22 protein-coding genes and 1 riboswitch are annotated in these 24,445 nt (G+C 61.4%); of the genes, 8 read left to right on the top strand and 14 right to left on the bottom strand.

The window, feature by feature from the left end:
- Positions 1–153: 153 nt before the first annotated feature.
- The 8 genes from ACTG2G_RS13155 to ACTG2G_RS13120 all read right to left on the bottom strand — a co-directional run bounded on the left by ACTG2G_RS13155 (position 154) and on the right by ACTG2G_RS13120 (position 8,954).
- Complete coding sequence (locus ACTG2G_RS13155; RefSeq protein WP_439985515.1) at positions 154–921, bottom strand: thiazole synthase; 768 nt, start codon at positions 919–921, stop codon at positions 154–156.
- Between the two features lies 1 nt (position 922).
- A complete protein-coding gene (thiS, locus tag ACTG2G_RS13150) occupies positions 923–1,129 on the bottom strand; it encodes a sulfur carrier protein ThiS (RefSeq protein WP_005357774.1) in 207 nt (68 codons plus the stop codon).
- The gene (locus ACTG2G_RS13145; RefSeq protein ID WP_159158076.1) at positions 1,126–1,920 is read right to left on the bottom strand and encodes a HesA/MoeB/ThiF family protein; all 795 of its coding nucleotides are present in this window, start codon (positions 1,918–1,920) and stop codon (positions 1,126–1,128) included. Before ACTG2G_RS13145 ends, thiS begins: the two co-directional genes overlap by 4 nt.
- Positions 1,910–3,517 (bottom strand): thiamine phosphate synthase, encoded by a 1,608-nt coding sequence (gene thiE, locus ACTG2G_RS13140; RefSeq protein ID WP_439985514.1) that lies wholly within the window; start codon positions 3,515–3,517, stop codon positions 1,910–1,912. The genes ACTG2G_RS13145 and thiE overlap by 11 nt, the downstream gene beginning before the upstream one ends.
- The gene (gene thiC / locus ACTG2G_RS13135; protein ID WP_439985513.1) at positions 3,514–5,571 is read right to left on the bottom strand and encodes a phosphomethylpyrimidine synthase ThiC; all 2,058 of its coding nucleotides are present in this window, start codon (positions 5,569–5,571) and stop codon (positions 3,514–3,516) included. The genes thiE and thiC overlap by 4 nt, the downstream gene beginning before the upstream one ends.
- A gap of 280 nt (positions 5,572–5,851) precedes the next feature.
- Positions 5,852–5,964: riboswitch (TPP riboswitch) on the bottom strand.
- A 271-nt stretch (positions 5,965–6,235) separates the two neighbouring features.
- Positions 6,236–7,699: an aerolysin AerA gene (gene aerA / locus ACTG2G_RS13130; RefSeq protein WP_439985898.1), complete on the bottom strand. Its 1,464-nt coding sequence runs from the start codon at positions 7,697–7,699 to the stop codon at positions 6,236–6,238.
- Positions 7,700–7,959: 260 nt separating this feature from the next.
- Entirely contained in the window at positions 7,960–8,445 is a 486-nt protein-coding gene (locus ACTG2G_RS13125) for a hypothetical protein (RefSeq protein WP_376897352.1), read from the bottom strand.
- Positions 8,446–8,531: 86 nt separating this feature from the next.
- Positions 8,532–8,954: a hypothetical protein gene (locus ACTG2G_RS13120; RefSeq protein WP_005340092.1), complete on the bottom strand. Its 423-nt coding sequence runs from the start codon at positions 8,952–8,954 to the stop codon at positions 8,532–8,534.
- A gap of 88 nt (positions 8,955–9,042) precedes the next feature.
- Here ACTG2G_RS13120 and ACTG2G_RS13115 point away from each other — a divergent pair, with 88 nt between their 5' ends.
- Positions 9,043–9,711: a response regulator transcription factor gene (locus ACTG2G_RS13115; RefSeq protein ID WP_005340090.1), complete on the top strand. Its 669-nt coding sequence runs from the start codon at positions 9,043–9,045 to the stop codon at positions 9,709–9,711.
- A complete protein-coding gene (locus ACTG2G_RS13110) occupies positions 9,708–10,952 on the top strand; it encodes a sensor histidine kinase (RefSeq protein WP_439985512.1) in 1,245 nt (414 codons plus the stop codon). Before ACTG2G_RS13115 ends, ACTG2G_RS13110 begins: the two co-directional genes overlap by 4 nt.
- Positions 10,953–11,047: 95 nt before the next feature.
- Here the strand turns inward: ACTG2G_RS13110 and rimK are convergent, their stop codons facing one another.
- Together rimK and metH are read right to left on the bottom strand one after the other, a co-directional pair.
- Positions 11,048–11,944 carry a 30S ribosomal protein S6--L-glutamate ligase gene (gene rimK / locus ACTG2G_RS13105; protein WP_270657089.1) on the bottom strand — a complete coding sequence of 299 codons (897 nt, stop codon included), beginning with the start codon at positions 11,942–11,944 and terminating at the stop codon, positions 11,048–11,050.
- A 231-nt stretch (positions 11,945–12,175) separates the two neighbouring features.
- The gene (gene metH / locus ACTG2G_RS13100; RefSeq protein WP_439985897.1) at positions 12,176–15,871 is read right to left on the bottom strand and encodes a methionine synthase; all 3,696 of its coding nucleotides are present in this window, start codon (positions 15,869–15,871) and stop codon (positions 12,176–12,178) included.
- Positions 15,872–16,087: 216 nt separating this feature from the next.
- On the opposite strand from metH, the gene ACTG2G_RS13095 reads away from it, so the two are divergent.
- A complete protein-coding gene (locus ACTG2G_RS13095) occupies positions 16,088–17,365 on the top strand; it encodes a cation:proton antiporter (RefSeq protein ID WP_021231596.1) in 1,278 nt (425 codons plus the stop codon).
- A gap of 506 nt (positions 17,366–17,871) precedes the next feature.
- Complete coding sequence (locus tag ACTG2G_RS13090; RefSeq protein WP_005340085.1) at positions 17,872–18,048, top strand: hypothetical protein; 177 nt, start codon at positions 17,872–17,874, stop codon at positions 18,046–18,048.
- 153 nt (positions 18,049–18,201) lie between these two features.
- Here the strand turns inward: ACTG2G_RS13090 and ACTG2G_RS13085 are convergent, their stop codons facing one another.
- Both ACTG2G_RS13085 and ACTG2G_RS13080 read right to left on the bottom strand, forming a co-directional pair.
- The gene (locus ACTG2G_RS13085; protein WP_069529746.1) at positions 18,202–18,699 is read right to left on the bottom strand and encodes a GNAT family N-acetyltransferase; all 498 of its coding nucleotides are present in this window, start codon (positions 18,697–18,699) and stop codon (positions 18,202–18,204) included.
- 128 nt (positions 18,700–18,827) lie between these two features.
- Positions 18,828–19,649, bottom strand: a complete 822-nt coding sequence (locus tag ACTG2G_RS13080) for an HDOD domain-containing protein (protein WP_439985511.1) — start codon at positions 19,647–19,649, stop codon at positions 18,828–18,830.
- A gap of 169 nt (positions 19,650–19,818) precedes the next feature.
- Here ACTG2G_RS13080 and ACTG2G_RS13075 point away from each other — a divergent pair, with 169 nt between their 5' ends.
- A complete protein-coding gene (locus ACTG2G_RS13075) occupies positions 19,819–20,085 on the top strand; it encodes a hypothetical protein (protein WP_005340078.1) in 267 nt (88 codons plus the stop codon).
- Between the two features lie 73 nt (positions 20,086–20,158).
- On the opposite strand, the gene aphA is transcribed toward ACTG2G_RS13075, so the two are convergent.
- On the bottom strand, positions 20,159–20,878 hold the full coding sequence (gene aphA / locus ACTG2G_RS13070) for an acid phosphatase AphA (RefSeq protein WP_439985510.1): 720 nt from the start codon (positions 20,876–20,878) through the stop codon (positions 20,159–20,161).
- A gap of 106 nt (positions 20,879–20,984) precedes the next feature.
- Positions 20,985–21,659 (bottom strand): adenine nucleotide alpha hydrolase, encoded by a 675-nt coding sequence (locus tag ACTG2G_RS13065; protein ID WP_194494937.1) that lies wholly within the window; start codon positions 21,657–21,659, stop codon positions 20,985–20,987.
- Between the two features lie 166 nt (positions 21,660–21,825).
- Here ACTG2G_RS13065 and ACTG2G_RS13060 point away from each other — a divergent pair, with 166 nt between their 5' ends.
- The 3 genes from ACTG2G_RS13060 (at position 21,826) to ACTG2G_RS13050 (ending at position 24,370) form a co-directional block, all read left to right on the top strand.
- On the top strand, positions 21,826–23,145 hold the full coding sequence (locus tag ACTG2G_RS13060) for an MFS transporter (RefSeq protein ID WP_236294147.1): 1,320 nt from the start codon (positions 21,826–21,828) through the stop codon (positions 23,143–23,145).
- Between the two features lie 139 nt (positions 23,146–23,284).
- Positions 23,285–24,007 carry a MarC family NAAT transporter gene (locus ACTG2G_RS13055; RefSeq protein WP_421386561.1) on the top strand — a complete coding sequence of 241 codons (723 nt, stop codon included), beginning with the start codon at positions 23,285–23,287 and terminating at the stop codon, positions 24,005–24,007.
- Between the two features lie 159 nt (positions 24,008–24,166).
- Positions 24,167–24,370, top strand: a complete 204-nt coding sequence (locus tag ACTG2G_RS13050; RefSeq protein WP_005340062.1) for a hypothetical protein — start codon at positions 24,167–24,169, stop codon at positions 24,368–24,370.
- Positions 24,371–24,445: the final 75 nt, after the last annotated feature.

Genomic DNA, 24,445 nt, shown 5'->3' with positions numbered 1-24,445 from the left:
AAGTTCGTACCAGCGGTCGAGAAAGGAAGGCTCCTTAGCCCCCCCCCCCCGGCGCCCTCACCCCCAGCCCCTCTCCCAGAGGGAGAGGGGGGCAAACCTCTGGCTGCCCTTGGGGCAAGGGGGAGATGTTCATGGTCGCCCCTGTTTCATGACTCATAACGCCCCCAGAAAATCGGTGAGCGGGCTGGAGGCTTGCGCCTGCAGGGCGCGGGCGCCAAGGCCAGCCTCATAGGCGCTACGGCCTGCCTCACAAGCCAGCGCAAAGGCGCGGCCCATGGCGACCGGGTCGCCGCTCACCGCGATGGCGGTGTTGACCAGCACAGCATCGGCGCCCAGCTCAAAGGCGGCGGCCGCGTGGCTCGGCGCACCGATCCCCGCATCCACCACCACCGGCACATTGGCCTGCTCGACGATGATGGAGAGAAACTCCCGGGTCACCAGCCCCTGATTGGAACCGATGGGGGCGCCGAGCGGCATCACGGCGGCGCAGCCCACCTCTTCCAGCCGTTTGCAGAGCACGGGGTCGGCGCCGCAGTAGGGCAGCACCACAAAGCCCTCTTTCACCAGCTGCTCGGCGGCTTTCAGCGTCTCGATGGGATCGGGCAAGAGGTAACGAGGATCGGGGTGGATCTCCAGCTTCAACCAGTTCGTCCCCAGCGCCTCGCGGGCGAGGTGGGCGGCAAACACCGCCTCGGCGGCGGTCTTGGCGCCTGAGGTGTTGGGCAGCAGCTTGACCCCGAGTTGCAGCAAGGGGCTCAGGATATCGTCGTGGGCCTTGCCCGGTTCGAGCCGCTTGATGGACATGGTGACCAGTTGGGAGCCACTCGCCTCGATGGCGGCGGCCATCAGTTCCGGGCGGGCAAACTTGCCGGTGCCGGTAAAGAGGCGCGATGAGAAGGTGTGATCGGCAATTGTCAGCATGTCAGCCTCCCGCAATGGCGGTAAAGAGGTGAAGTTCGTCCCCGTCATTGAGACGGGTCTCGGCCCAGCGGCCTCGGGGCAACACGGCGCCGTTAAGGGCCACCGCTACGCCCTGTGGATTAACGTCTTGCGCCGCCAGCAGGTCGGCCACGCTCTGCCCTGCCGCCAGCGGCTGGGCTTTATCGTTGAGTCGAATGGTCAAGGTCATGGGGTGATCTCCTTATCGTGTGTCGGGCATCGGCGCTGTCCGCAAACCGGGCAATCGGGATCGGGGGCCAGAGTGAGGGTCTGCCACTGATGGGTCAAAGCATCGAAGCGGCGCAGTGTGCCGGCGACCGGGCTTGGCATCCCGAGCAGCAGTTTCAGTGCCTCCAGCGCCTGCAAAGAGCCCATCACCCCGACCAGCGGGCCGGTGACGCCGCTGGTCTCGCAGCTCTGACTCACCTTGGTATCCAGCGGATAGAGGCAGGCGTAGCAGGCGTGCTCACTGCTGGTGCGCACCATCAGCTGCCCCTGCCAACCCACTGCGGCGGCGGAGATCCAGGGCTTGCCCTGAGCCACGCAGGCGGCGTTGATGGCTTGCCGGGTGGCGAGGTTGTCGCAGCAGTCGATCACCAGATCTACCTCGGCCACAAACTCCGGCAGGCTGGCGGCATCGAGCCGCTGGTTGATGGCGATCAGCTCCACCAGCGGGTTGTGGGCGGCCAAGCGCTCGCGGGCCAGCTCCGCCTTGGAGTGGTTGACCGCCTCGCTATCGAACAGGATCTGGCGCGGCAAGTTGCTGGAGTCCACCGTGTCGCCATCGGCCAGCCACAAGGTGCCCACCCCGGCCCCGGCGAGATAGAGGGCGAGCGGCGAGCCGATCCCTCCCAAGCCCACGATCAGCACAGACTTATCTTTCAGCCGCGCCTGACCCGCCTCCCCCACTTCCGCCAGCATCAGCTGGCGGCCGTATCTCAGATACTCTTTGTCACTAAGAGAAGCGGCATCAGAGCGCATGTTCAGCCTCCCGTATAACAGTGGCCGAACGCGGCTCATCCCCCGCCCCCACGGCGGCAAGCAGCCGTTCGGTCACCCCCTGCCAGTCGTCGCTGGCAGTGATGGCCGAGACCAGCGCGATACTGCCGACCCCACTCTCCTTGACCGCCGCCACCCGCTCCTCGCTGATGCCGCCAATGGCCACCGTCGGCCACTCCGCCATCAGGGCGCGGTAGCGGTGCAGCCGCAGCAGCCCCTGCGGGCGCGAAGGCATCGCCTTGGTATTGGTCGGGAAGATATGACCCAGCGCCATATAGGAGGGGGCCAGCTCGCGGGCCCGCATCAGCTCGAAGTAGCCGTGGGTGGAGATGCCAAGGCGCAGCCCGGCCGCCTGAATGGCGGCGAGATCGGCGGTCTCCATATCCTCCTGCCCCAGATGCACGCCCCAGGCACCCGCCTCGATGGCCTGCTGCCAGTAGTCGTTGATAAAGAGTCGCGCCCCATGGCGGCGACCAAGCTCAACCGCATCGCGAATGGCCGGTGCTACCTGAGCGGCGGGCAGATCCTTGATCCGCAGCTGGATGGTCTTGACCCCCTGCCCCAGCAGGCGGCGCAGCCACTTGACCGAATCGACCACCGGATAGAGGCCAAGGTTGTGTTCGGTCGGCGCAAAGGGGCCATCCGGCAGGCGGGCGCTGCTTGTCTCATAAAGTCCGAAACGACGGTCGAGGGCAGACCCTGCCAGTACGGCACGGGGGAAATGAGCAAGATCGGCGGGCCAGCCGAGATGGGCGATGGGCCCCGGGCCTGCCCCCACTCCCTGCGCCGCCGCCAACCCCTGTTGCAAGTAGGCGCGAGCGAGGGTGATGGCGTCTTCCACCGGATAATCCTGCGCCACCACGGCAGCAATGGCGCTGGCGTAGCAGCAGCCGGTGCCGTGGCCGTGGCGGGTATTCAGGCGCGGTGCGGCGAGCCAGAATTCGCGGGTCTCATCCTGGTAGTAGTCCAGACACAGCTCCCCGCTCCACTCAAGATGACCCCCCTTCACCAGCACGGCGCGGGCGCCGAGTTCGCGCAGGCGGCGGGCGGCGAGGCGCACCAGCGCGGGGCTGCTGACCGGCAGCCCAGTCAGGGCTTCCAGCTCGGGGCCGTTGGGGGTGATCAAGGAGAGGCGCGGCAACAGCTGCTCGCGCACCGCCGCCAGCATATTGGGCTCCGCCATCGGGGTGCCGGTGCTGGCGATGGCCACCGGATCGTAGACCACGAAGGGGGCCTCGATGGCTGCCAGTCGGCGGGCCAGCACCTCGACGTGAAGCCGGGTCGGCAGCAGGCCGATCTTGATGGCGGCAGGCGGCAGATCGACGCTAAGGGCGTCGATCTGGGCGGTGAAGGTCTGCATCAGCACGGGGTCGACCATCTTCACCGCCACCGAGTTCTGGGCGGTGATGGCGGAGATAACCGAGCAGCCGTGCACGCCAAGGTCGTGCAATGTGTGCAAGTCGGCCTGAATACCGGCGCCACCGCCGGAGTCTGAACCGGCGATGGTCCAGACCACAGGTAGCGAGTCCGTCACAGGCGACAGGTCGGCGGGGCTGACAGCCCCGCTTGCGCTGCTCACGCCTCCTCCCCTGCGGCCTGTTTCAGCGCCGCCGCCTGATGGTAGATCTCGCCGCCGGTCTCCTTGAAGGTCTCGGCCATCCGCTCCATGCCGCGTACCACCTCGGCCGGCTTGAAGGTCTCGGGCTCCTTACGAGCCATGCCCCTCTCCACCTGAGCCACTACCTGCTCCTGCTGACCATCCATACCGACCAGCTTGATCTCAACGGCCTCAAGCTTCGCCGCATTCAGTTCGGCGGTGTAGGCGCGCACGTCCTGAGTGATCTTCATGGAGCAGAACTTGGGCCCGCACATGGAGCAGAAGTGGGCCACCTTGCCGGACTCCTGGGGCAGGGTTTCGTCGTGGTAGGCGCGGGCGGTGTCGGGGTCGAGCGCCAGATTGAACTGATCCTCCCAGCGGAACTCGAAGCGCGCCTTGGACATGGCGTTGTCGCGGATCTGGGCGCCCGGGTGCCCCTTGGCCAGATCGGCGGCGTGAGCGGCGATCTTGTAGGTAATCAGCCCCTGCTTCACGTCCTCCTTGTTGGGCAGGCCCAGATGTTCCTTGGGGGTGACGTAGCAGAGCATGGCGCAGCCATACCAGCCGATCATGGCGGCGCCGATGCCGGAGGTGAAGTGATCGTAACCCGGCGCGATGTCGGTGGTGAGCGGGCCCAGGGTATAGAACGGCGCCTCGTGGCAGTGCTCCAGCTGCTCGGTCATGTTGCGCTCGATCATGTGCATCGGCACATGGCCCGGCCCCTCGATCATCACCTGCACGTCGTACTCCCACGCGATCTTGGTCAGCTCGCCCAGGGTGCGCAGCTCGGCGAACTGAGCCTCGTCGTTGGCGTCATAGACGGAGCCGGGGCGCAGACCGTCGCCCAGCGACAGGGCCACGTCATAGGCGGCGCAGATCTCGCAGATCTCGCGGAAGTGCTGGTAGAGGAAGTTCTCCTTGTGGTGGGAGAGGCACCACTTGGCCATGATGCTACCGCCGCGCGAGACGATGCCGGTGAGGCGCTTGGCGGTCATCGGCACAAAGCGCAGCAGGACGCCGGCGTGGATGGTGAAGTAGTCCACCCCCTGCTCGGCCTGCTCCAGCAGGGTGTCGCGGAACAGCTCCCAGGTGAGGTCTTCGGCGATGCCGTTGGTCTTCTCCAGCGCCTGATAGATGGGCACGGTACCGATGGGCACCGGGCTGTTGCGCAGGATCCACTCGCGGGTCTCGTGGATATAGCGACCGGTGGAGAGATCCATCACGGTGTCGGCGCCCCAGCGGGTCGACCAGACCAGCTTCTCCACCTCCTCTTCGATGCTGGAGGTGACCGCCGAGTTGCCGATGTTGGCGTTGATCTTCACCAGAAAATTGCGGCCGATGATCATCGGCTCCGCTTCCGGGTGGTTGATGTTGCTGGGGATGATGGCGCGACCGGCGGCCACCTCATCGCGCACAAACTCGGGGGTGATGTTCTGGGGCAAACGGGCACCAAAATCGCGGCCCGGATGCTGGGTGCGCAGCAGTTCGGAGCGCACCCGCTCGCGCCCCATGTTCTCGCGAATGGCGATAAATTCCATCTCGGGAGTGACGATACCGGCACGGGCGTAGTGGAGCTGGGTGACCCGGCGACCCGGCTTGGCGCGGCGCGGCTTTGGCAGATGTTCGAAGCGCAGGTGATCCAGCCCCTCATCGGCCAGCCTCTCCTGAGTGAAGGTGGAGCTGAGCCCCGGCAGTTCGTCGGTATCATCCCGCTCCAGCACCCAGTTTTCCCGCAGGCGCGGCAGGCCACGGCGCACGTCGATGGCGACCCCCTCCTCCCCGTAACGGCCAGAAGTGTCGTAGACCGGGATCGGTTCGTTGGGTTCGAACTTGGGACTTTCCTTGGTGCCGCCGACGAAGGTGTCGGCCAGCTGGATCTCCCGCAGGGGAACACGAATATCGGGGCGGGAGCCTTCGATAAAAATGCGACGGGAGTTGGGATGAGCCATCCCCTTGAGGCTGTCGATAAAGGCCTGAGCGCTGGAGCGCTGCTCGCGGCGGCTGGATTTGGCGGTATCAGATACTGAAGTAGACATAGCAAAACTCACATTAACTGGTTGAAGTTATGGGTATTTGCTTGTCTGGAGTTCGAGGAGAAGATGAACTTGCGGCGGGGTGTTTATGTCAGGAGGGAGTGCGCGCGGGATAGATCTCCGCGCTGCTGTTCTGCCGCTTCCCGCTCTCTGCACGCTGTGGGAAAGGCGCCCCACGTGCTGGACAACCGGACGGGACAGACTCCCTCCTGTGCGCCCTGACCCATCAAGGGTGATCCCTTCGATGAGCGGAAGAGGCTTGTTCCTCCTCCGGCGCGGTAACCCGCAAGTTACCCTTGTTCCCTTCGCAGGTTTTAACCTGATCAGGTTCCACGGATCCCGAATTAACGGTCTCAGCTTCGCGTCGTTCGACGGTCAGCACTCCGACAAGATGGCGCCAGTATAAGGGGGAAAATTTAAAGCACAAGCCGTTAACAATCTGGCCAACACGCCTCTTTCAACAAATGAGTGAACGATGCCTCGCTCACGGGGCCACCCCAAGTACAGGTCAAACCTGCGTTGGCATCACCTTGGCAAGCCATAGCTTCCTGTTGTAATCATGCAGGGACAAGAGGAGAAAAAGAGGGAAAATCGAGGGGCGCTGGGCAAGTGCATCGTCTTGCGCAGAGCAGAAACAGGCCCCTATGAAAGGGGCCTGCGAGGGAGGTTATTGAACCGGAACTATGGTCAGGGATACATTGCCAAACCCTTCGTTGGCAAGGGCCTCGCTGTCCAGATCCACACCGGTCAGAGCCACACCTTCAGCAGAGGCGTTACGCAACTGGGCAGAGGCCGCTGAACGGGTCTGGGGCTGACCAATCTCGATGTCACCGGCAAACTGGCTCTCGGCATAGAAATCACCGGTCACTGCCGAGCGGATCGGGCGCAGCACGCGACCAAGATTGCTCTGCATGGTCGACAAGCCATACTCGCTGATGGTCCAGTTCCAGTCCCACCACTTCACTTCACCCGGGATATAGCGCTTGTCCCACTGGTAACGGATGCTGCTGGCCTTGTCGCGGAACGGGCCGACGGCAAAGGTGTGCTCCCAGGTGGGGCGATTCTCAGGATGGGTATACCAGGCATTGCCGCCCCAACGCAGGAAGCCCTTCATGGTCAGGTCATAATTGACCTCGGCTTTGAACTCGTAGGGGTAGGAGATGTTGGACTTGTAGAGGGCAACCCGCACCGGCAGGCTGGAGTGAGGCGGTACCGTGGGGCGCGCTTCAACCGAGACAGTCTCGGTGGTCGAGCCCCCGTGTTGGGAAGCCCAGCTCTGGCTCGCCGCGATCTCGATGGCCAGTTCGGTTTCACCTACCAACGGCCACTGAAACTTGTTCTTGGTGGTCACCTTCTCGCTCAGGCTGTAGGTATCGGTTTTCGACCAGTTGGTGGCCTTGTCGTACTTCAGGGTCACCACCACCTGCTGGGGCAGATCCGTGTAGTTGGTCGCATTGGCCGTGATGGTCTTGACCAGCTGCTTGCCGCTCTCGGTGACCTGACCATGGCTGAAGGAGTCGGGTTCCAGGGTATATGAGAAGTTGCTTACCTTGATAGAGCTCTTCTCCCCGCAACGATATCCGGAGCAGCCGCCGTCATTATTTCCCTTTATCAGCCAGCCATCGCCAACCCGGGTAACATCCATATCTTCCCCGACATAGGGGCTATGATTTCCACCCACCCAGGCGTATCCCAAATAATGGGCGAGATAACTGACTGGCTTGATAAAATAATCATTGTCGTGGACAAGCCGCCATTGCACATCGACCTCATCACCCGCCGGAATATTCCAGTCAGAGAGTGTTGGTATTTCTCCGGAAACCGGTGAATTGGGATAGCACCAGGTTTCTCCGGCAGTGCCCTGTTTGATTTCGCCATTATATCCTGGCCCCATAATCACCCAGCGATCAGCCAGCCCGGTGATCTGCCACTGCCCCATGCGGCTGACCAGATTACCCTTGATACTCATGGCTTCATCACGGGTCAGAGGACGGTAACCACTGGCACAGACGCCCGTGCCAAGGCCCGCCCACTTGACCTGATCAGGGTAGACAGGTTCAGCCGCCTGCACCTGAGCGAGCATCAATGAAGACGCAAAAAACGCCAGATTGGCGGTAATTATTCTATTCATCATTTATCCCTCTTTCAGACATACGATAATTGTTATTGTGTAGAAATATCCTTTTTCATTTGACAGGTATGGACTCCGACAAAACCTGACACAAATAAAATAAACCACCAAAAAACATCCATGACAAACAAAATAATAGTGATACAGGAAAATAATTAGAGCGATGACTTTATTGAGGAGTAAATCATAAATATTGTGGCAGCCATTATTTAATGGCTGCCACAATATGGTGAAGCTATATTAAATAAGAAGATGCTGAATTACTCTTCCGGATTGATCACTTCAATTCCCTGCAATATTCCATCCGCCGAACGGATCAATACCAGCTCGCTCCCGGCATGCAGATCGGCGGCCGAACCGTTGACCCAGCGCACCTGCGGATTGAGTGGCACAGTGCCCAGGGTTGCCAGCGTGAGCTGCCGATCATCGAAGGATTGCAGGCGATCTTGCGCCCGCTGCCAGGGCAGATTGGCCAGCGGGGCTCTGGCGGCCAGCAGCTCAATCCGGGTGGCAACGCCATCGGCCACCAGCAGGGCGAGCTGGTCGCCGGGCTTGAGTGGCTGCGGCCAAATCTCCCCCTGCCGCCAGATGGCGGCACTGCCCTGTTCCACCTCGGCCCCCTGAAATTGCAGGCGGATGCCGTCGCTGTGCTCCAGCTCCACCAGCCACAATTCGTCGGCTCCCGCCTGCGCCGCCCAGAGCGGCATTCCCAGCATCCATGCACACCACTTTCTCGATTGTTCCATCTTCGTTCGTCCCTGAACAAAAAGCCCATGCTGGACAAGCATGGGCTTCATTCGGGAGCATTTCTAATCGGAACGCAGAGATCGGATCAGTCATCCTCGCGGCAGCGGCTCAGGCGCATGCCGTCAAACTTGCACTCCAGTTCCAGCCAGCGCCCTTCAAACGGCGCCAGACTGTTATCCGAAGTGGTGTAGCCCCAGATCCGCCCCCCTTCGACTGGCCCCTCCAGATCCATCTCGTCCTTGTCATCTTCGTCGAGGGCTTCGACCTTGCGCACATAGCGCACGCCGTTCTCCACCACCCCCTTCATCTCGACCCAGGTACCGCCGAGATCATCCTCGTTGAGCCAATCCTTGAAGCGGGTCTGGTCGTCGATCACGAACGGCATGCCGTTGACCATCAACTGGCCAAGCTGCCAGGTGGTGCGGCCGGTCAGTTTGAATTCGGTCGCCTGTGCGGTGCCAAGTGGCAACAAAATCAGCAGCAGGAGGGCGCAGAGAGACTTCTTCATCAGGGATCCTCGGGGTTACACTGGCAAACAGGATGCCGAATCCGGTGTGAAAAGAGCGTGAAACGCTCGCCAACCAGGAGAGCAAAGCATGAAGATTTTGGTAGTGGAAGACAATCCTCAGGTGGCGGAAACCATCATGGATTATCTGGAGCTGGCCGGTCACCGCCTTGATTGTGCCTATCACGGTCAGGCGGCGCTGCAACTGCTGGAGGAGCAGCGTTTTGACGTCATCATCATGGATGTGATGATGCCGCGCCTCGATGGCCTCAGCACGGTGGCGCGCCTGCGCGAGCAGGGGATTGCCACTCCCGTGCTGTTTCTCACCGCCCGCGACAGCCTGGAAGACAAGCTGGCGGGCTTCAAGGCTGGAGGGGATGACTATCTGGTCAAGCCGTTCGCCATGGAGGAGCTGGAGGTGCGACTGCAAGCCCTCAGCCTGCGTGGCCCGCGCGGCGATGTGGGGGCCATCAGCTTTGGCGATCTGACGGTCGATGTCGCCAGCGGCCGCGCCACCCGTGCCGGTGAGCCCCTCAAGCTCGGCAAGATCCCGTTCCGGATCCTCGCCCTGCTGGCCCGCCGCGCCCCCGCCATCGTCAGCCGTCAGGAGGTGCTCGACACCGTCTGGGGGGATGAGGAGCCCGACTCCGATGCCTTGCGCAGCCATATCTACGCCCTGCGCAACGCGCTGGACAAGCCCTTCCCCACTCCCATGCTGGAGACCCTGCACGGTCAGGGCTATCGACTGGTGAGCGCATGAGCCTGCCGAGCCTGCGCCGCCGCCTGATCATGGCTCTCGGCGGCGCCGGGGTGGTGCTGCTGATCCTGCTCTCCGGCTTGATGCTGGTGGCCGAGGACAAGATGGAGGAGCTGAGCCTGCGCCACTGGCTGGAAGCCGAAGTAACCCGCTACAGCGATGACTGGCTGCGACTCGGCCCGGCTGCGGCGGCTCCGAGCCCCAGACAGTTCTCCAGCTACTGGACCGAGGCGGGCCGCCTGCCGAAATGGCTGAAGCCCTACCAGACCCCCGGCTTTTTCGAGCACCAGCTGGGCAAGGAGGACAAACACTTTCTGGTGGCCCGTCACCCCTCCGGCGAGGGACTGCTCTATCTGGTGTTCAACGACGACGCTGACGACTACCTCGACCCCTACGAAGACAAGCTGCATCTGGCGACCCGGCTGATCGGGGTGACCCTGCTGCTGGGCTGCCTCGGCTTCGGCATCTGGCTGGTGCGCCATATCACGGGGCCGCTGCAACGGCTGCAACAGAGGGTCGCCCACCTCACCCCGGATCAGGCGGATTTCGAACCCGACGCCCCCTGGCAGGAGCTGCGGGATATCGAGCTGGCGCTGCTGGCTGGCAAGCAGGAGGTGAGCGCAGTGTTCGCCCGCGAGCAGGAGTTCAGCCGCTTCGCCAGCCACGAGCTACGCACCCCCAACATGGTGATCCAGGGCTCGGCCGCCCTGCTTGGCAAGGTGACGGATCTGCCCGCGCCAGCGGCCCGCGCCACCCCCCGCATCCGCGCCGCCGCCGACGAGATGGCGCTGCTCACCGAGACATTCCTGCTACTGGGCCGCAAGGAGGCTGTGGAGCGACCGCTGCAACAGGTCACCCCGCTGATCCGTCAGGAGCTGGCCCGCCTAGCCCCACTGTTGCAGCGGGAGGCGCTCGATATCCGGCTTAATCTGGACGAGAGCAGCGAAGTAAACGCCCCTCTCTCCCTGCTCGCCATCGCCCTCGGCAACCTGCTGAAAAATGCCCTGAGCTATGCCGAGGGACACATCGACATCGAGCTGTGTGGCCCGGTGCTCACCATCAGCAACCCGACGGCGGCGGCGCCGGATCAGATCCTCGGCTACGGCTGTGGCCTCACCATCATCCAGCGCATCTGCGAGAAACTCGGTTGGCAGATCGACACCCGGCTCGAGGATGGCGTATTTAGCGCCCGGCTGGCGATGATCACTGCCGAACAGTTCCCTCTCCCTTTGGGAGAGGGTTAGGGTGAGGGCGCAGTGCTACCGCCAACCCACCAGCCAGATAGCAACAAGGCGCCCGAGGGCGCCCTGTTGCTATCTGACAGATGCAAGCCTGAGGCTCACTCCGCCGGTTTGTTCTTGCGGCTCGCCTTGAGTTCGAGGAACTCGATGATCTTGCCGGCGACATCCTTGCCGGAGGCGGCTTCCACCCCTTGCAGGCCGGGGGAGGAGTTGACCTCCAGCACCAGCGGGCCACGGGCGCTACGCAGGATATCCACCCCCGCCACATCCAGCCCCATGATCTTGGCGGCCTGTACGGCGGTTGCGCGCTCTTCCGGAGTGATCCTGATCGCCTCGGCGGTGCCGCCACGATGCAGGTTGGAGCGAAACTCGCCGGGCTGGGCCTGACGGCGCATCGCCGCCACCACCTTGCCGTTGACCACCAGACAGCGGATGTCGGCGCCGTTGGCCTCGCGGATATACTCCTGCACCAGAATGTTGTTGTTGGTCTGGATGAAAGCCTCGATCACGCTCTCGGCGGCCTTCTGAGTCTCGCAGAGCACCACGCCTATCCCCTGGGTTCCCTCCAGCAGCTTCACCACCAGCGGCGCCCCGCCCACCATGGTGATGAGGTCGGGTACGTCGTGGGTGCTGTGGGCATAGCCGGTGATGGGCAGGCCGATGCCGTGGCGGGAGAGCAGCTGCATCGCCCGCAGCTTGTCGCGGGAACGGCTGATGGCCACCGAGCTGTTGAGGGCCATGGTGTTCATCATCTCGAACTGGCGCAGCACGGCGGTGCCGTAGGCGGTAATGCTGGCCCCGATCCGGGGGATCACGGCGTCATAGCTTCCCAGCTCCCCACCCTCGTAGTGAATGGAGGGGTTGTGGGAAGCGATGTTCATATAGCAGCGCAGGGTGTCGAGCACCTCTACCTGATGACCGCGCGCCTGTGCCACCTCGACCAGACGGCGGGTGGAGTAGTTTTTCGGCTCACGGGATAAAATGGCGATCTTCATGACAATTCCGCTAGAAGGCTGTGCCTGGGCAGGATGGGGCGGGAGAGTATAAGGTGCCACAGCGCCAAGACAACGCCAATTGTTTATCCTGACAACAAGACAAACCACACCAAACCGCACGCTACCACATCACTGTGGCCAACAGGTTAAACGGCGGCTCTGTGCAGGTTGTTCAACCCGAGCAAGGATGCCGCCGTTTCTCGTTAAAGATCAACCGATGTCACGCGGAAATCAGTTCAAGTTTGGCCCCAACCAGCGCTCGGCCTCGGCCAGCGTCATCCCCTTGCGAACGGCGTAATCTTCCACCTGATCTTGCTGGATCTGCGCCACCGCGAAGTATTTGCTCTCGGGATGGGAGAAGTACCAGCCCGACACCGCCGCCCCCGGCCACATGGCGTAGGATTCGGTGAGCTGCATGCCGATGGCCTGCTCCACCTGCAGCAGCTCCCAGATGCTCCCCTTCTCGGTGTGCTCCGGGCAGGCCGGATAACCGGGGGCCGGGCGGATGCCCTGATAGTTTTCGCGGATCAGCTCCTCGTTGCTGAGGGCCTCGTCGGGAGCATAACCCCAATGAACCTTGCGCACCTGCTCGTGCAGATACTCGGCAAAGGCTTCGGCCAGACGGTCGCACACCGCCTGAATAAGGATGGCGTTGTAGTCATCGTGCTGCGCCTTGTAGGCCTTGGCGATGGCCTCCTCACCGATACCGCCGGTCACCGCGAAGGCGCCGATCCAGTCGGGCTTGCCGCTCTCTTTCGGCGCCACATAGTCCGCCAGACAGTAGTTGGGGAAGCCCTGCTTCTCGCTCTGCTGGCGCAGGTGATGCAGCACCTTGATGACCTCGGTGCGCGACTCGTCGCTGTAGACCTCGATGCTGTCCCCTACCGCGTTGGCTGGGAACAGGCCGATCACCCCGGCGCAGCGCACACTCTGATCCTTTTCCAGTTGATCCAGCATGGCGTTGGCGTCGGCAAACAGCTTGGTCGCCTCCTCGCCAATGATCTCGTCCTCGAGGATGCGCGGATACTTGCCCGCCAGCTCCCAGCTGAGGAAGAACGGCGTCCAGTCGATGTAGGGGCGCAGCACCGAAATGGCCACATCTTCGAACTTCTGCACCCCGAGCTCGCGGGGCTTGGGGGGCTGGTAGCCAACCCAATCCAGCTGGTGTCGGTTGGCGCGAGCATGGGCCAGACTGACCGGGCGGGAGCGCGGCTGCTTGCGGGCATGCTGATCCCGGGCGATCTCGTACTCCTTGTCGATACGGGCGACAAATGCCTCCTTCAGATCCGGGCTGAGCAGGCTCTGGGCCACCCCCACCGCGCGGGAGGCATTGGAGACATAGACCACAGGCTCCGAGTAGTTCTGCTCGATCTTCACCGCAGTGTGGGCCTTGGAGGTGGTGGCACCGCCGATCAGCAGCGGCAGCTTGAAGCCCTGACGCTCCATCTCCTTGGCCACGTGCACCATCTCGTCCAGCGACGGGGTGATGAGACCCGACAACCCGATGATATCAGCGCCGACCTCCCGCGCAGTCTTGAGAATGGTCTCGCAGGAGACCATGACCCCGAGGTCGACAATCTCGAAGTTGTTGCACTGCAGCACCACCCCGACGATGTTCTTGCCGATGTCGTGCACGTCCCCCTTCACGGTGGCCAGCACGATTTTGCCGTTGCTGGAGCCGCCCGACTTTTCCGCCTCGATATAGGGCTGCAGATAGGCCACTGCCCGCTTCATCACCCGCGCCGATTTCACCACCTGCGGCAGGAACATCTTGCCCGCTCCGAACAGGTCGCCCACCACGTTCATGCCATCCATCAGCGGCCCTTCGATGACGTGCAGCGGCTTCTCGGCACCAGCGCGTGCCTCTTCGGTATCCTCTTCGATAAAGTCGGTGATCCCCTTGACCAGCGCGTGCTCCAGCCGCTTGCCCACCGGCCAGCTGCGCCACTCCTGATCCCGCGGATCCTCAGCCTGGGCACCGGCACCGCGATACTTCTCAGCGATGGCCAGCAGCTCTTCGGTAGCGTTGTCATTTAGGTTGAGCACCACCGCCTCGACCTTCTCTTTCAGCTCCGCCGGAATGTCTTCATAGATGGCGAGCTGGCCGGCGTTGACGATCCCCATGTCCATACCGTTCCTGATGGCGTGGTAGAGGAAGACGGCGTGAATGGCTTCGCGCACCGGCTCGTTGCCGCGAAACGAAAACGAGACGTTGGAGACGCCGCCGGAGATCATGGCGTGGGGCAGGTGCGTCTTGATGTCCTTCACCGCCTCGATGAAGTCCACCGCGTAGTTGTTGTGCTCGTCGATGCCGGTCGCCACCGCGAAGATATTGGGGTCGAAGATGATGTCTTCCGGCGGAAAACCGACCTGATCCACCAGGATCCGGTAGGCACGCTGGCAGATCTCGAACTTGCGGGCGCGGGTGTCGGCCTGCCCCACCTCATCGAACGCCATCACGATGACGGCGGCACCGTAGCGGCGCAGCAATCTGGCCTGCTGGATAAACTTCTCCTCCCCCTCTTTCATGGAGATGGAATTGACCACCGGCTTGCCCTGCACGCACTTGAGGCCCGCCTCCAGCACCTCCCACTTGGAGGAGTCGATCATCACAGGCACCCGGGCGATATCCGGCTCACCGGCGATGAGGTTGAGGAAGCGCACCATGGCCGCTTCGGCGTCCAGCATCCCCTCGTCCATGTTGATATCGATGATCTGGGCGCCGTTCTCCACCTGCTGCTTGGCAACATCGAGCGCCTCGTCGTAGAGCCCCTCCTTGATCAGCCGCTTGAACTTGGCCGAACCGGTAACGTTGGTGCGCTCCCCCACGTTCACGAACATGGATTCAGGGGTGATGATCAGCGGCTCGAGGCCCGACAGGCGGCAGGCCACAGGCAGCTCGGGCAGCACGCGCGGCTTGATACCCGCCACGGCGTCCGCCATGGCGCGAATATGGGTCGGGGTGGTGCCGCAGCAACCGCCGACCAGGTTGAGGAAGCCGCTCTGGGCCCACTCGCGGATATGCTCTGCCATCTCGACGGCATCGAGGTCGTACTCGCCGAACGCATTGGGCAGACCGGCGTTGGGGTGGGCGCTGACGCAGGATTCGCTGATGCGAGACAACTCCTCCACATACTGGCGCAGCTCATCGGGCCCCAATGCACAGTTGAGGCCGAACGACACCGGTTTTACGTGGCGCAGCGAGTGGTAGAAGGCTTCGGTGGTCTGGCCGGAGAGGGTTCGGCCTGAGGCATCGGTAATGGTGCCGGAGATCATCACCGGCAGGCTGTAGCCCAGCGCCTCGAACACCCCTTCCACCGCGAAGGCGGCAGCCTTGGCGTTGAGGGTATCGAAGATGGTCTCGATCAGAATGATGTCAGCGCCGCCCTCGATCAGGGCGTGGGTCGATTCGGTGTAGGCGGCCACCAGCTGGTCATAGGTGACGTTGCGCTTGCCGGGATCGTTCACATCCGGCGAGATGGAGGCGGTGCGGTTGGTGGGGCCCAACACCCCAGCCACGAAGCGCGGCTTGGCGGGATCTTTTGCCGTCCACTCGTCGGCCACGGCACGGGCCAGACGGGCGGCTTCACGGTTGATCTCGGCGGAAAACTCTTCCATCTCGTAATCGGCCATGGCGATGCGAGTGGCGTTGAAGGTGTTGGTCTCGAGAATGTCGGCCCCGGCAGCGCAATACTGCTCGTGGATCTCGCGGATCACCGCCGGACGGGTCAGCACCAGCAGATCGTTGTTGCCCTTGATGTCGGTATGCCAGTCGGCAAACCGCTCACCCCGATAATCCGCTTCCCCCAGCTTGTAGCCCTGGATCATGGTGCCCATGGCCCCGTCGATGATCAGGATCCGCTCCCTGAGGCAGGCTTCCAGCTTCTTTGTTACGTCCGACTGCTTGCTCGGCTCTCTGCTCGACATTACGTTCGACACCGCGTGTTCCTCTTACATCCATGCAACTGCGTAAACAGCATCCTAACAGCAAACAAATAAAATGGAAATCTAGCCGTCTATCAGTCCAAATGCGCCACCATATACTCATTTATGGGTAATGAGTAACATAGGGCCCGAGAGTAACCTATGCCCGTCCTGCATAGGGATACGTGCTTGCTGTCTACCAACGAGAAAAAAATAACTATGAGCGTCTACTACACACTCTGTTTTCTGGCAGCGTTGGCGATTTTTATCGCCTTTGCCAACCAGTATGTTGTGAAGATCCAGACCACCATCGCCATTACTGCGGGCTCCATGCTGATCTCCGCACTGCTGGTGCTGTTTGGCAAACTGGGCTGGTTCAACCTGGAACCTCTTGCCGTCAAGACCATGGAGAGCATCGACTTCCAGAACTTCCTGCTGAAGGGGATTCTGGGCTTCCTGCTGTTCGCCGGTGGCCTTGGCATCAACCTCAAGGCGCTGCGTAGCCAGAAGTGGGAGATCACCATTCTGGCCATCATTGCCACCCTGCTCTCCACCTTCCTCATCGGCTACGGCTTCTGGTTTATCGCCAAGCTGCTGGGCTGGGAGTTGCCGCTGGTCTACTGCATGCTGTTCGGCGCGCTGATCTCCCCCACTGACCCGATTGCCGTACTGGCCATCGTCAAGAAGATGAAAGCGCCACCCCAGATCGCCATCCAGATCGAAGGGGAATCCCTGTTCAACGACGGTGTTGGCCTCGTCATCTTCGCCACCGTGTTTGCCGTCGCCTTTGGCGGTGTCGAGCCCACCTTCGGTAGCGTGGCCGGTCTGTTCCTGCACGAAGCCCTCGGCGGCATCCTGTTCGGCGCCGTGCTGGGCCTCATCGCCCACGTGATGATCAGCGCCACCGACGACGGTTCATTGGAGCTGCTGCTGACCCTCTGCATCCCGACCGCCGGCTTCGCCTTTGCCAACATGATCGGCGTCTCCGGCGCACTGGCCATGGTGGTCACCGGCATCATGATCGGCAACTGGACCCGTCACTCCGGCTTCTCCGAGCAGAGCAGCCATCACCTGGATCACTTCTGGGAGTTGATGGACCAGTTCCTCAACGCTCTGCTGTTCCTGCTGATCGGTCTGGCGCTGGTACTGCTGGATCTCGCCTGGCGTGACTGGATCCTGCTGGTCATTGCGGTCCCGCTCTGCCTGGGTGCCCGCTTTATCAGCGTGTCGCTGCCCTATGTGGCTTTCCGCCGATTCCGCAATTACAACACCTTCTCGGTGCGGATCCTCACCTGGGGTGGCCTGCGCGGTGGTCTGGCGATGGCGATGGCACTGGCACTCCCCTCCGGCGTCATGATGATCCCGGAACATGGCGTCGACCTGCGTCAGGTCATCCTGGTGATGACCTACTCGGTGGTGATGTTCTCCATCGTGGTGCAAGGCATGACCATCACCCCGATGATCACGGCTGCCAAGAAGGCCTGTGGCGACTACTGAGTCGGCCCACTGTGCTGATTGCAGAATGAGAGAGGGCTCCCGTCGGGAGCCCTCTTTTTATGGCGGATAGCTGCGGATATTTGCTGCTGATAGCACCTTGATTACACAGAGGAAAAGCGTACTGACTTCAACATCGGCAAATTATTGTTTGCTTTTTATTCATTTCGAGGAGAGAATGCGCGTCGGCTAGTTAATCAGCCCTGTTTATGTTTACCCTGCAATGTTTCACCTCACGATGAATCCTGCCAGTACCCGCATAACCTTCTTCTGATTTACTCGCCTTGAGAACCGTCAGGCTGTCTGCCTGCGTTGCCCGGCTCTCACGGTGCAGACCCGATCTGCCCACCCAATTTGATTTATGCATCAGCATATTCCTTGAAAGTGCAGACGCCCCTTAACCGGGCTGGGTATTCCTGCGCGCTTGTCGTTCACCCAATCGACCGCGCCCATTGACCTGACATTTGCCAATACAAGGAGCAAACACCTAATTTATATAGAGAAATACCATGATGAAAGCAGTACAAACACACAAGCCCCTGCGTCGCAGCAAGCCCATCAACCTGCCTGTGCAAGAGCACGACAATGATGCGTTTCTGATCCAGTTCAGCACCCGCTTCAGCGGCGGTTTCGCCATCTCCTGTGATGGTATCGCTGGCGAGTTCTCCATCGAAGACCTCAACTGATCCTGCCTGCCCTCCGGCAGCGCCCGATGCAGACAGGCCGCAACTCACGGCGGCCTCTTTGCTTCTCTCACGCCTTTCGCCAGACCCGGGCTCTTGCTTGTCACTCAACCTGACAGCTACCTCGCCATTCGCTTTTCAGCTCTCTGACCTTGATCACTGCTCCAGCAGCAGGCACTCATCGGCATCTTCGCTCAACTTGACCAGTCGACTGCGCACCAGCCCCAGCTTGGCCAGCAGGCCGATGGATCGCTCGTTGCCCGGAGTGACGATGGCAACTACCTGCCCGATCCCCAACCGGCTTTTGCCATCGGCAAGGGCGGCCTGCGCCGCTTCAATGGCGTAGCCCTGACCGCGATATTGCGGCAGGAAGGCGTAACCGATATCGACCTGCTCCAGGGTATCGCGCTTGATCAAACCGCAGATACCGAGGCTGGCACCGTCCTCCTTGCGCTCCACCAGATAGAGTCCGTGACCATAGCGGGCATAGCTGACTGCCGGCCCCTGCTGGATATACTCCTGCGCCTGTTCGAGGGTGCGAATGCCCCGATCGCCGATGTAGCGATAAAAGTCGCCGTCATTGAGCAGCTCAAGGATGAAGGGGGCGTCGGTGGCGATCATTTCGCGCAGGATCAGGCGGGAGGAGGCAATCATGGCAAGGGCTCTCAAACGGAAAGTGAAGGGCAAAGAGTGCCCCGTCACTCCCGGGCTGGCAAGCCTGTGGCGCCATCGGCCATGAAAAAGGGGCCATGTTGGCCCCTGATGAGATGGGATAAACGGGCTCAGGCAGCCAGCAACCCGGCATAGCCATTACCCTGCTCGCGCAGTGCAGTGAACTGGGCGGCGCAATCGGCCCAGCTCAGCTCCAGCGCGTCTGCCACCTTGTGGGGCCACTCGGGTGGCGCCTCTTCCCCCACATCGGATTGTGCTGCCAGTACGATCGCCAGATGGATCAACCCGGCCTCGGCGGAGAACTCCTTGGCCAGCATGGGGTTGTAGTGATACTCCACCGCATTGCTGATGGTCTCGGGGAACTTCCAGTAGCGTGCCATGGCCGCCCCGACCTGGGCATAGTTGAAGCCGACCACCAGCTCTTCCGCCTTGGCCCGCCCCTTGTGCAACTCCAGATCGTGGATGTGATGGACGGTGTTTTCCGGCAGGCCCACATGCATCACCAGTCGGCCAAGGTCATAGAGCAGGGCGCAGGTAAAGACCTCATCTCCCTTCGTCCCCTTCTTCACCGCCAGACGACGCGCCAGCTCCGCCACGTTGAAGACGCAGCCCCAGAAATGTTTGAGGTCAATGCCGGGCACCGCAGTGACCGATTCGGTGAGCCCGCAGGCCAGCACCATGTTGCGCACCATCGCCAGTCCAAGCCGCACCGCGGCTTCATTGACGGTGCCGATCTGGCGACTGCTGCCGAATTTGGCCGAGTTGGCCAGGCGCAGCAACTTGGCGGAGATGACAGGGTCCTTGTTGATCAACTTGCTGATCTTGAGCAGATCCGGATCCTTTTCATTGAAGGTCTGGATCAAATCGCGCATCACTTCCGGGATCTGGGGCAGTAGCTTGGGCTCGGCCAGCAGGGAATCTATCGTGGGCATAGGCGTGTCCATCCATGTTATCTGTGTTCCAACCTGTTTGCCTTGGCAAACTCCTCCTAATTATGGGTAACAAATGGCCTCCCCATCGGATTGTTTATTCGCAGGCTGTTCAAGGTGTTAGCCCCATTCAGGCTATACTGGCCGCCACATTCACTGTTGCGGATATCCCATGAACGACACTCAGGAATTTTTTGATGAAGACGCGCTGCTGGAGATGGTGGAGAACCAGCTCAACGACGGTCACCCGCCCCATGTGAAGGCGACCCTGATGCGGCTGGTAATGAAGGGCACCCCGCGAGAAGAGGCGCTGCAATATATCGCCTGCGCCCTCGGGGCCGAACTGATGGCGATGGAGGCCGATCAGGGCCCCTTCAATCTGACCCGTTACGGCGAGTTCCTCGACAGCCTGCCCGAAATGCCGTGGGCAGACGAGTGACCCGATCTGGATGCCGGATGCAAAAAGGGCGGGTGCCAATGGCCCCGCCCTTGTTGCATGGATCCGCTCCGGATCAGAACTGGGAGTTGATGGTCACCTCTTCCCCCAGCGCCCCTGCCAACGGCAGTGGCCGATAGCTGGAGTTGGCGGCCCGCAGCAGACGAATGCCGCGAATGCCGACCTCCTGCGCCGCCTTGATATCCCCATCGGCGTCGCCGTAGAACAGCTTCATCTGCTTATCCTTGAGCCACTGCACCTTGGTGTTCTGGCCCGGCTGATCACCGGCGAAGATCACCGGATTGAGCTGGTCGGCCGGAATATTCATGGTCTGCTGCAAGGTCTGGCTCACGGTTTCGGTCTTGGTGGCCGAGCGGCCGGTGACGAAATAGATGTGGTCTCCGCGCTTGAGATGCATGGCGATGAGCGCCTTGCCCACCTTTTTCGGCATGCTGAACGCATCCCAGCCGTTATTCATCTTCTCCCAGAAGGCGGGGTTCTTCAGATAGCTATCGTCGTTGGGCGAGAACTCCTGCTTGCCGCGATAAAAACCCGGGCTGGAGAAGAGCAGGGTATCGTCGATATCAAACCCGACCGCCATCGGGGGCAATCCATCCAGACTCTTGGCAATCTGCTCCACCGACACCCAGTGGATCGGCGCCTGCTGGGCCAGAGTGACGGTGGTGACACCGGCAGGGATCGGCTGAACGGTAGCGGCTTGACCCGCCACAGCAGGCAGAGAGAGGGCGGCAGCCAGCAAGGAGGCAAGCAGCGCCGGACGAGAGATGTGTTTCATAAGGCAGGTTGTCATCTTGAATCAAAAGAGGGGGCCAATAGTGCCCCCATCCCGCCTCTCAAATCTGTGAATGCTCCTGCAAAAGGGAGCATTTGACCCCCGATAATTAATCTTCGATTGGCAGCAGATCGGTAAAGACAAAGCCGTCGCGCAGCACTGTCTCGCCGACCCGAATGCCGAGCGGGCGAGAGAACATGGGGCCATCATAGGCCAGGGTGTGAAACTCGCCGTTCTCGCCGCACGGATCGACCCCCGCCGGCAACGCCGCCAGCAGCACCTCGTCAAAGTCGTGGCCACCCAGGCTGGCATCCAGCTTGTTCGGGTCGAGAGCACTGATCCGCGCCTTCAACCCAGCGGCTACCATCTGCGGCGCCAGTTCACGGGTATTGCTGCCCCAGAGCGGGAACAGTGGTTCGATGCCTGTGCCTGCCAGCTGCTTTTCACGGTAGGCTCGCACATCCTCTAGGAACAAGTCGCCAAAGGCCATATGGCGGATCCCCTGTGCCACCACATCGGCGATAAAGCCGGTCATGATGCGGGCGTAATCCTCGTTGCTGCAGGGCCAGGGCAGATCGATGGTGATAAGAGGCAGCCCGACGCAGGCGGCCTGCTCGGTTAACAGCTGCTTGCGCACCCCGTGCATCGCCACCCGCTCGAATGCCTGATTGAGGGTGGTAAACAGCCCCACCACTTCAATGGCGGGATCTTGCCGCAACTGATGCAGTGCCCATGCGCAATCCTTGCCGCTGCTCCAGGAGAGCAGTACCCGTTTCTTTTCCATCATTCCTCCGCCAGCGGGGCATTCGGATTGCCCCAAAAAGATGCAAGACAGTGTTGCGAATTGCGCGATTTACACACAAGAGGCAGGCAGCATACTCTCGATCACCTGTATATGCCCCTTGCACGGGGTGACAATAACTAAAAAAACCGATGGGAAACATACGGATATGACCACGACCACACAACAGCACGATCACGCCCGCCCCCTCAATCGACAGGATTACAAAACCCTGAGTCTGGCTGCCCTCGGCGGCGCGCTGGAGTTTTACGACTTCATCATCTTCGTCTTCTTCGCCGTGGTCATCGGCGAGCTGTTCTTCCCGGCCGACATTCCCGAGTGGCTGCGCCAGTTCCAGACCTTCGGCATCTTCGCCGCCGGTTATCTGGCCCGCCCGCTTGGCGGCATCATCATGGCCCACTTTGGCGATCTCATCGGTCGCAAGCGGATGTTCACCCTCAGCATCATCATGATGGCGCTGCCGACCCTGTTGATCGGCCTGTTGCCCACCTATGCAGTGCTCGGCATCGGCGCCCCCATCGCTCTGCTGGGACTGCGGATCCTGCAAGGCGCCGCCATCGGCGGTGAAGTGCCCGGCGCCTGGGTGTTTGTCGCCGAGCACGTCCCTGCCCGTCGGGTCGGGGTCGCCTGTGGCACGCTCACGGCGGGGTTGACGGCCGGCATCCTGCTTGGCTCCCTCATCGCCACTGCGGTCAACAAGAGCCTGACCCCGGCCGAAGTGAGCGAGTGGGGCTGGCGAGTGCCCTTCCTGCTGGGTGGTATCTTCGGCATCGTCGCCATGTACCTGCGTCGCTGGTTGCACGAGACCCCGGTCTTCGCCGAAATGCAGGCCAACAAGGCGCTGGCCGACGAGTTGCCCCTCAAGACGGTACTGCGCAGCCACAAGAGCAGCGTGGTGGTCTCCATGCTGCTCACCTGGCTGCTCTCCGCCGGTATCGTGGTGGTGATCCTGATGACCCCCACCTATCTGCAGAAGGTCTATGGCATCAGCCCGGCTGACGCCCTGACCGCCAACTCGCTGGCCATCGTGGCCCTGACCCTCGGCTGCATCGTCTATGGCCGACTGATCGACCTGCTGGGCAGCGGTCTCACCTTCATGTTCGGCTCCCTGCTGCTGGCGGGCTCCAGCTACGCCTTCTATCACGGTCTGGCGGCCGGTACGAGCCAGCTGGTACCGCTCTACATGCTGGCAGGCTTTGCGGTCGGGATTGTCGGCGCCGTGCCTTACGTGATGGTCAACGCCTTCCCGCCGGTGGTGCGCTTCTCCGGTCTGTCGTTCTCCTACAATGTGGCCTACGCCATCTTCGGTGGCCTCACCCCGATGGCGGTGACCCTCTGGATGAAGAGCGACATGCTGGCCCCCTCCCACTATGTGGTGAGCCTGTCGGTGCTGGGTTTCGCCATCGGTCTCTGGCTCTGGTTCCAGCAACGGGCCATCCGGCAGCAGCAAGCGCCGCAAGCGGCCTGACCCGAACAACAAGCCCCGGTATCTGCCGGGGCTTTTTTGTACTGCTTATGTTCAGTTTCGCCAGCATAAGATATGCCTCCCTCTGGGGCCTGCCACCCGCATCGCCCCATGACGTCCAACTCTTTATCCGAGGCTCAAGATGCTCTTTCAGGTCGTATTACTCACCTTGCTGGCGCTGCTGCCCATGGTCAACCCGCCCACCACGGCCACCCTGCTGCTGGGGCTGAGCAAGGGGATGTCGCGCGAACACGTGCGCCGTCAGGTCAATCTGGCCGCCATCTATCTGTTCTGCACCCTCTGCATCACCTTCTTTATCGGATCCTCGATCCTGGATCTGTTCGGGATCTCCATTCCGGGCTTGCGCCTGGCCGGTGGCCTCATCATCGGCTTTATCGGCTTTCGCATGCTGTTCCCCGCCCCCAGCCAGCAGAGCGGGGTCGATATAAACCAGAGCATTGCCTTCGTACCGCTCACCATGCCCAGCATGTGTGGGCCAGGTACCATGGCGCTGGTAATAAGCGGGGCAGCCCAGATTGCCGAGCTGCCTGACGAGTACAACCGCCTCACCATCTACGCCGGTGTGGTAACGGCGTTTGCCCTGATGAGCCTGATCAGCTGGGGAGTATTGAAGCTGGCGGATCCGGTCTGCAAGATCCTGGGCGCCACCGGCATCGATGCCATGACCCGCATCATGGGCTTCCTGCTGGTCTGCATGGGTATGCAGTTTTGCATCAACGGCATCAAGGAAGTGGCACAGGATCCAGTCTTCCACGGCGGCCAGGCTGTGCAAACCGCACCGGCGCTACCGCAGGCTTCCGGCACGTTTGATCAGTTGCCGCAAAAGCCCACCGGCTCTGATTGAAAACGGTATCAAAAAGTCCCTGACGATCTGCACTGATCTTGTTCCTGATCATGTTATTGACACACAAATGAGTTAGTTTGTTTTTCATACAGACTTTATTCAGATGGACGCTGATAGGTTTGTTGATGAATACCCACTCAACTTCAGGAGAGTATGCAGATGGACAAGATGCTGACCGAAATAGGGAGCCATAGCCTGTTTCACGAGTACCTGAACGTGGTTGGGATTGCGAGCCCATCCCTCGCCAAGATCGAGCAACGCTGGGAATATAAAGATCAAGAGCAGCTGGTTGCCAAAATCCAGATCGACAAACAGGGTAACGCTCGCTATTTCATCGACGCCCGCGCCATATCCGTCAACTGATACCGAATAGCCCGCCAGCCCCGGTCCAACGACCGGGGCTTTTTGTTGTCTGCGATCCCCTGAATAGCAAAACCC

Source organism: Aeromonas sp. 55A (assembly GCF_051919665.1).
Lineage (GTDB): Bacteria > Pseudomonadota > Gammaproteobacteria > Enterobacterales > Aeromonadaceae > Aeromonas > Aeromonas veronii.
The sequence above is the reverse complement of the archived record's forward strand: the minus strand, read 5'-3'. Positions and strand labels throughout refer to the sequence as shown.

Bases quoted from the DNA above. Each gene is read 5' to 3' on its own strand.
- thiC (WP_439985513.1), bottom strand. From the start codon at position 5,571: ATGTCTACTTCAGTATCTGATACCGCCAAATCCAGCCGCCGCGAGCAG.
- ACTG2G_RS13110 (WP_439985512.1), top strand. From the start codon at position 9,708: ATGAGCCTGCCGAGCCTGCGCCGCCGCCTGATCATGGCTCTCGGCGGC.
- ACTG2G_RS13155 (WP_439985515.1), bottom strand. From the start codon at position 921: ATGCTGACAATTGCCGATCACACCTTCTCATCGCGCCTCTTTACCGGC.
- thiS (WP_005357774.1), bottom strand. From the start codon at position 1,129: ATGACCTTGACCATTCGACTCAACGATAAAGCCCAGCCGCTGGCGGCA.
- ACTG2G_RS13095 (WP_021231596.1), top strand. From the start codon at position 16,088: ATGAGCGTCTACTACACACTCTGTTTTCTGGCAGCGTTGGCGATTTTT.
- metH (WP_439985897.1), bottom strand. From the start codon at position 15,871: ATGTCGAGCAGAGAGCCGAGCAAGCAGTCGGACGTAACAAAGAAGCTG.
- ACTG2G_RS13125 (WP_376897352.1), bottom strand. From the start codon at position 8,445: ATGGAACAATCGAGAAAGTGGTGTGCATGGATGCTGGGAATGCCGCTC.
- ACTG2G_RS13145 (WP_159158076.1), bottom strand. From the start codon at position 1,920: ATGCGCTCTGATGCCGCTTCTCTTAGTGACAAAGAGTATCTGAGATAC.
- ACTG2G_RS13075 (WP_005340078.1), top strand. From the start codon at position 19,819: ATGAACGACACTCAGGAATTTTTTGATGAAGACGCGCTGCTGGAGATG.
- ACTG2G_RS13115 (WP_005340090.1), top strand. From the start codon at position 9,043: ATGAAGATTTTGGTAGTGGAAGACAATCCTCAGGTGGCGGAAACCATC.
- aphA (WP_439985510.1), bottom strand. From the start codon at position 20,878: ATGAAACACATCTCTCGTCCGGCGCTGCTTGCCTCCTTGCTGGCTGCC.
- ACTG2G_RS13080 (WP_439985511.1), bottom strand. From the start codon at position 19,649: ATGCCCACGATAGATTCCCTGCTGGCCGAGCCCAAGCTACTGCCCCAG.
- ACTG2G_RS13055 (WP_421386561.1), top strand. From the start codon at position 23,285: ATGCTCTTTCAGGTCGTATTACTCACCTTGCTGGCGCTGCTGCCCATG.
- ACTG2G_RS13085 (WP_069529746.1), bottom strand. From the start codon at position 18,699: ATGATTGCCTCCTCCCGCCTGATCCTGCGCGAAATGATCGCCACCGAC.
- aerA (WP_439985898.1), bottom strand. From the start codon at position 7,699: ATGAATAGAATAATTACCGCCAATCTGGCGTTTTTTGCGTCTTCATTG.
- ACTG2G_RS13050 (WP_005340062.1), top strand. From the start codon at position 24,167: ATGGACAAGATGCTGACCGAAATAGGGAGCCATAGCCTGTTTCACGAG.
- ACTG2G_RS13120 (WP_005340092.1), bottom strand. From the start codon at position 8,954: ATGAAGAAGTCTCTCTGCGCCCTCCTGCTGCTGATTTTGTTGCCACTT.
- ACTG2G_RS13065 (WP_194494937.1), bottom strand. From the start codon at position 21,659: ATGGAAAAGAAACGGGTACTGCTCTCCTGGAGCAGCGGCAAGGATTGC.
- ACTG2G_RS13090 (WP_005340085.1), top strand. From the start codon at position 17,872: ATGATGAAAGCAGTACAAACACACAAGCCCCTGCGTCGCAGCAAGCCC.
- rimK (WP_270657089.1), bottom strand. From the start codon at position 11,944: ATGAAGATCGCCATTTTATCCCGTGAGCCGAAAAACTACTCCACCCGC.
- ACTG2G_RS13060 (WP_236294147.1), top strand. From the start codon at position 21,826: ATGACCACGACCACACAACAGCACGATCACGCCCGCCCCCTCAATCGA.